Source organism: Ilumatobacter sp. (assembly GCF_041688325.1).
In the GTDB taxonomy this organism is placed as follows: domain Bacteria; phylum Actinomycetota; class Acidimicrobiia; order Acidimicrobiales; family Ilumatobacteraceae; genus Ilumatobacter_A.
Map to the genome: position 1 here is coordinate 1 of NZ_JBDNIJ010000057.1, position 3,710 is coordinate 3,710.

Below are 3,710 nucleotides of genomic sequence, written 5' to 3' on the forward strand. Positions count from 1 at the left end.
CGCGGCCGGCGCGAGCGGCGGCGAGGACGGCGACCAGTGGGAGGTCCCCAAGCTCGGCGACCTCGACGTGCCCGTGATCCAGGCACCGAGCAGCAGCCGTTCGCGTTCGGAATGGCTCGCCGATGATGCCGGCCTGTCGCCGATCGACGTGGGGATGGGTGTTGCGATCCCTGAGTTCGACGGTCGCATCATCGGCCCGACCGTCGCCTTCAAGGAAGTGATGGAAGGCGGCGACTCCGGCAGCGGCGACGAGTTCGTGGTCACTCGCACCGACCCGGAGCGCACTGCCCGCCTTGCTGGGCTCGCCGTTCGTCAGGCGCGTCTGCGCCACACCGCGAATGCCGACAAGCGTGTCGTGATCGTGCTCTCGGCATATCCCACGAAGCGGAGCCGTATCGGAAACGCCGTGGGGCTCGACACCCCGGCGTCGGCGATCGAGTTACTGCACGCGTTGCGCGATGAGGGCTACGTGGTGGACCGCATTCCTGCCGACGGCGACACGCTGATGGCAGAACTCGCGGACACGCTCACCTATGACCTGCCGACCCTCGACGATCGACAGCTTGCGAACGCGCCGGGCCGCCTCGATGCCCAGCTCTACACCGACTGGTTCGCAACGCTTCCCGATGACGCCCAAGAGCAGATCATCGAGCTGTGGGGCGAGGCGCCTGGCGAGGTGTACCACCACGATGGCGAGCTCGTCTTTCCGGGTATGGATCTGGGCGGGGTGCTGATCACCATTCAGCCGCCACGCGGGTTCGGGCCAGACCCGATCGGCACCTACCACTCGCCCGACATGCCACCGCCGCACCACTACCTGGCGTTCTATCGCTGGCTCGCTGCTTCGTCCGACGACGGCGGATGGGGCGCAGACGCGGCGATTCACCTCGGTAAGCACGGCACGCTCGAATGGTTGCCGGGCAAGGCCACGGCTCTCTCTGCTTCGTGTTTTCCTGACGCTGCGCTCGCCGACCTGCCGTTCATCTACCCGTTCGTCGTCAACGACCCGGGTGAAGGCACACAAGCGAAGCGGCGCACGCATGCCGTGGTGATCGACCACCTGCCCCCGCCGATGACGCGGGCCGACACCTACGACGACGTCGCCAAGTTGGAACAGCTCCTCGACGGCTATGCCCAGGTCGAGGCGATGGATCCGAGCAAGCTGCCGGCGATTCGTCAGCAGGTGTGGAAGCTGTTGGTGTCGACTGAGATCCATCGTGATCTCGACCTCGGCGAATCTGCACCAGACGGCGACGACTTCGGCGACATGATTCTTCACGTCGACGGCTACCTGTGTGCACTGAAGGACGCCCAGATCCGCGGTGGCCTGCACCTGCTCGGGCGAGGCCCGGCCGACAACATGCTCGTCGAGACGGTGCTCTCGATCACCCGACTCCCGCAAGGGTCGGTCCCATCGTTGCGTGCCACGGTCGCCGATGAACTCGGCGTGACCCTCCTCGATGCGACCCGCACCGAGACCGACCGCATCGAGGGGATCTGTCGAACGCGAGTCGAAGCACTCGCCGGCACCGGATGGGATGCGTCGTCGACGTCCGACCCGACGCTGCGTTGGGTCGCGCGCCGATTGGTCCCAGCGCTCGACGCCACCACCGACGAGGTGACCAATACGCTGCGAGCGCTCGCTGGCCGTTACGTGCCGGCCGGCCCGAGCGGCGCCCCGAGTCGCGGCGGCGCCCACGTCCTGCCGACCGGGCGCAACTTCTACTCGGTCGACCCCAAGGCGATTCCGTCGCCGCTGGCATGGGAGGTCGGTCGTGTCCTCGCAGACCGTCTCGTTGCCCGCTACGTCGACGAAACCGGCTCGGCGCCGACCACGGTCGGCCTGGTGCTGTGGGGTACTGCGGCGATGCGGACCACGGGCGACGATGCGGCCGAGGCGCTGGCACTGCTCGGTGTTCGACCACGTTGGAACGAGGAAAGCCAGCGGGTCACCGGCCTCGAGGTCATCTCGCTCGAAGAGTTGGGGCGTCCGCGCGTCGACGTCACGCTGCGGATCTCGGGCTTCTTCCGCGACGCGTTCCCGCACGTGATCGCGCTGCTCGACGAGGCCGTCGAGATGGTCGCCGCGCTCGACGAATCAGTTGAAGACAATCCGATTGCCGCCGTCGGCGCTGAGGATGTGCGGATCTACGGCCCGCCTCCAGGCGGATATGGGTCGGGAATCTTGCCAGTGTTGGAATCGAAGAACTGGCGCAGCGACGCCGACCTGGCCGAGGTGTACCTGGCCTGGTCGGGCTTCGCGTACGGCCGGGATCGGTTCGGCACGGAGGAACCCGAAGCGATGCGCCGCCGGTTCGCTGCGATCGATGTCGCGGTCAAGAACCAGGACAATCGCGAGCACGACATCTTCGACTCCGACGACTACCTGCAGGACCACGGCGGGATGATCGCCGCGGTGCGCGCGCTGACGGGGACCGCCCCCAAGGCCTGGTTCGGTGACACCGCCAACCCGGCCAACCCACAGATCCGGTCGCTTGCCGAAGAAGCCGCTCGGGTGGTGCGGAGTCGCGTGGTCAACCCGAAGTGGATCGCTGCGATGCAACAGCACGGCTACAAGGGCGCGTTCGAGTTGGCCGCAACGGTCGACTACCTCTTCGGCTACGACGCCACCGCGCACGTCGTGGAGGACTGGATGTACGAGAAAGTGACGGAGGCATACGTGGCCGACCCCGAAATGCGCAAGTTTTTCCAGGAATCGAACCCGTGGGCGCTCGGCGCGATCGCCGAACGACTGCTCGAAGCCGATCAGCGCGACATGTGGAATGCGTCCGACGAGGCCAAGGCCGTACTCACCCAGGCGCTGCTCGAGTCCGAGGGTTGGCAGGAGTCGCGCTCGTGACCGATGCGGGCGCGAGGTTCCCGTTCTCGTCGGTCGTGGGACAGGAGGACGCAAAGCTCGCGTTGATCTTGGTCGCTATCGACCCACTGATTGGCGGCGTACTGTTGCGTGGTGAGAAGGGGTCGGCGAAGACGACGTTGGCTCGTGGGATGGCCGGTCTCCTCGCGAGCGACGCACCGTTTGTCGAGTTGCCGCTCGGCGCCACCGAAGACCGCCTGATCGGGACGCTCGACATCGCGCGCGCGCTGGTCGACGGCGACATGGCGTTCACCCCCGGGCTACTCGCACAGGCCGATCGCGGCGTGCTGTACGTTGACGAGGTCAACCTGCTCGCCGACCACCTTGTCGACACGTTGCTCGACGTCGCAGTGTCGGGCCGCAACCGGGTTGAACGCGAGGGCATATCCCACGATCATCCGTCGCGCTTTGTGCTCGTCGGATCGATGAACCCGGAGGAAGGTGAACTGCGGCCGCAGCTCCTCGACCGCTTCGGGCTGTCGGTTTCGGTCGCGGCGAGCCTCGATGTTGCCGAGCGTGTCGAGGCGGTCCGGCGCCGACTTGCGTTCGACAGCTTGCGGACGCCCGGTGGTGACATCGATGCAGTCGATACAGAACTGGCAACACGGCTCGCGGCTGCCCGCCCCGCAGAGGTCGGCGCCGACGTGATGGAACTCGCAGCGCGCCTCGCTCTCGCTGTCGGAGCCGAAGGGCTCCGGGCTGACATCGTGCTGTGCCGGGCCGCTGCTGCGTTCGCCGGCTGGGATGGCCGAGACATCACGACCGACGACGATGTTCGTCGGGTTGCGCCACTCGTGCTCGGGCACCGCAGCCGGCGGAATCCGTTCGATCC

The 3,710-nt window shown here is 67.0% G+C and carries 2 protein-coding genes; both read left to right on the top strand.

Annotated features, from left to right (window positions below; all coding sequences use genetic code 11):
* Positions 1-2,860: cobaltochelatase subunit CobN (locus ACH2EI_RS04430; protein ID WP_395159238.1), on the top strand; the 2,860-nt coding region annotated here is incomplete at its 5' end.
* On the top strand, positions 2,857-3,710 hold an 854-nt coding region (locus ACH2EI_RS04435; protein ID WP_395159240.1), incomplete at its 3' end, for an ATP-binding protein. The genes ACH2EI_RS04430 and ACH2EI_RS04435, both read left to right, overlap by 4 nt.